The organism is Sutterella sp. (genome assembly GCF_052272535.1).
Taxonomy (GTDB): domain Bacteria; phylum Pseudomonadota; class Gammaproteobacteria; order Burkholderiales; family Burkholderiaceae_F; genus Sutterella.
Genome location: NZ_DAVZJY010000267.1, coordinates 1 through 2,846, shown reverse-complemented (window position 1 = coordinate 2,846; position 2,846 = coordinate 1). Strand labels below are relative to the sequence as shown.

At 65.8% G+C, this 2,846-nt stretch carries 2 protein-coding genes; one reads left to right on the top strand and one right to left on the bottom strand.

All coding sequences use genetic code 11. From position 1 onward, the window contains the following. Positions 1-251 precede the first annotated feature (251 nt). Positions 252-1,118: a hypothetical protein gene (locus tag ACT6Y9_RS10105; protein WP_443744436.1), complete on the bottom strand. Its 867-nt coding sequence runs from the start codon at positions 1,116-1,118 to the stop codon at positions 252-254. 356 nt (positions 1,119-1,474) lie between these two features. Here ACT6Y9_RS10105 and ACT6Y9_RS10100 point away from each other — a divergent pair, with 356 nt between their 5' ends. Further along, entirely contained in the window at positions 1,475-2,806 is a 1,332-nt protein-coding gene (locus tag ACT6Y9_RS10100) for an MFS transporter (RefSeq protein ID WP_443744435.1), read from the top strand. Positions 2,807-2,846: the final 40 nt, after the last annotated feature.

Here is a 2,846-nt window from a genome sequence, read left to right as displayed (position 1 = left end):
GCATCCCGGAGTGGGTCTTGAACCTGTCTGCAACGTAGTTCTTAAAGAACTGAGGTTGGTCAACTAGACCTGCTTTCACAAGCCTCGGCCTTCAGGCCGGGGTAGTTGACTGTCGGACGGGCTCTTCGCCAACGGTTGGGGAGAACGTGGATGAAGGGGTCCTGTCGAGTGCCTTCCACGGCATCGACGCAGTCAATCTTGGCAACGCCGGCCGCGCCCGTACCGAGAAGGTGGCCGGCAGCCGCTCCGGATCAGGCCTCGAGCGTCTGTTCTTCGGGAAGAATCCCGAACATCTTCTCGATGCGGCGCAGCATCCGCCGGCAGTCCTCGGCCTGCGGATGGTGGGCGCGGAAGAGCGCCTCGTAGTGGCGGTCCGCGTCGGCGAGGATGCGGTTGCGCTCCGAGCGCTCGTAGGTGACCGCAACCGCAGCGGCGCGGTGGAGTTCGAGCACGAGGTCCCCGGCGCTCATCATCACCGCCTCAGGGTCGATGACTGCGCGGGGGTTGAGCGGCAGCGCCATCACGGTGCGGCCCCAGAAGCGCAAGTCCGGATTTTCGAGGTTGATGAGGGTTTCGGCGGCGAGCGCTGCGGCACGCGCGACGAAGTCCGTCACGGTTTCGCCGGGGAGCTTCTCCGACCAGTCGGCGACCGCCCGGGCGTTCCGCTCGAGGTTCGCGAGCGCGAGGCGCTCGAAGGCGAGGTCGAACTGGCCCGAGCGCATGAGGAGCACGCCCTCGACGAGGGCGAGCGGCACGGGCCGCGCTCCGGGCGCGCGGCCGAGGTCGGAGGCGACGGCCGAGCGCATCGCCGGGAAGTGGATGAGCGCGATCTGCGAGAGCGCGAGGGTCTTTCGCACATCCGCGTCCACGGTCGTCATCGCGACGAAGAGGTCCTTGAGCACCCGGGAGGAGTAGGCGGGGTCGAGCAGACGGTCCGAGGGGAGCGCGTCAAAGGTCGCGGCCGCAACGGGCCAACGGCTGATCCCCTCGCGGGGCAGCGTCTCGAGAATGTCGAGGAGCACTTCGTCGGGCGGGCGCTTGGTGCTCACGGGCTCGAGCTCCCCGACGCCCGGCGTCGGGCGGGATTTACCGAAAAGCTTGGCGATCCACTCGAACATGACTCTCTCCTCAAACGCTGACGCGCCCACTCAATTCATCTTGACTTCCATCCTACCGCGCCGGGGCGGCCCGCCGCATTGGAGAATCGCCCGAGTCGAGCGTGAATCCCATCGCACACCGCCCGACCCGGCCGGGTGTCGCCATCGTCCTCCGCCTCCCGGACCAGTTCGTGTTCCGCAATCAGTTCCTTCGGCGTACCTCTTTGCGAAGAGGCCTTGTAAGGGCGCGGGCGCACTACTGCCCGAAGGCTCAAAACGGCCGTCCTCTTTACAGAGCGACTCACGGGCGCACGGCCAGAATTACAGGCCACGCCAAAATCTGAGTTATCCGGAGGCGAAATCAAAAAATGCAAAAAATGGATGAACCCAAGAACAACCGGTTGTGGACGAAGCAGTACCTGCTCGTGATCGCAACCAACTTTCTCCTCTACATCGTCTACTACCAGCTCATGCTCTGGACCACGAGCTACGCGATGCACGTGTGGCACGCGGACGTGAGCGAGGCGGGGCTCGCCGCGGGCCTCTTCATCATTTCGGCCTTGACCGCGCGCCTCCTGGCCGGCCACTTCATCGACGGGCTCGGCCGCGGGTTCGTGCTCCGCGCGGGCACGATCCTCTATGCGGCAGCGATGCTCCCGTACTTCCACATCACCTCGATGCTTGAATTTGAGGCGGTGCGCGTGCTCCACGGCTTCGCCTACGGGCTCGCCTCCACCGCCGCCTCGACGATCGTCGCGACGATCATCCCGATCCGCCGTCAGGGCGAAGGGATCGGGTACTTTACGCTCGGCGTCACGATCGCCTCGGCAATCGGTCCCTTCCTCGGGATCTGGTTCACGCACCGCGGCATGTACGACGCCTCAGTCTGGATCTGCACGGTGGTGGGCTTCACCGCGCTCGCGCTCTCGCTCCTCATCCGCACGCCGGCGCACCGCATGAACGACGAGGAGCGCCGCGAGATGCATTCGCTGCGCTTCTCGACTTTCTTTGAGACCGAGGCGCTGCCGATCTCCTTCATCGCGATGCTGGGCGGAGTCTGCTACTCCACCGTCCTCGCCTACATCGGCGCCTACTCGCAGTCGCTCTCGCTCTTCTGGGCGGGCTCGGTCTTCTTCCTCGGATTCGCCCTCACGTCGATCGTGAGCCGCCCGGTGACGGGAAGGCTTCTCGACGAGTTGGGCGGTTCGGTCGTGGTCTACCCGGCGCTCATCTTCCTCGCCCTCGCGATGATCGTGATCGGCGCGGCACGCTCGAACGGCATGCTCCTCTCAGGCGCCCTGGTCCTCGGCCTCGGGTTCGCGACCATCACCTCGGCCTGCCACGCGCTCGCGGTTTTCGTGAGCCCGCAGAAGCACGTCGGGCGGGCGACCGCAACCTACTTCGTGCTCCTTGACGTCGGCGTGGGCATCGGGCCCTACACGCTCGGGCTCCTCGTGCCGCACCTTGGGTTCTCGGCCGTCTACTACGCCGCGGCGGTCGTGGCGATGATCGGCATCGTGATCTACTGGGCCGCGATCGGCCGCACCGGAATCTTCTCGCAATGGACCATGAAGCGCGTCCGGGCGCTTCGGTTGAACGAAATTGAAATAGACCCGGCCGCGGTGAGCCGCGCCAAGCGCGAAGGCCGCGAGGCGGAGATCCCGAAGGTGCCGGCGAACCGGGAGCCGCACGAGTTGACCAAAAGATAGGCCTCGCGCAAGCCCCGTCCTTCAGGGCGAGGTTAGCGAG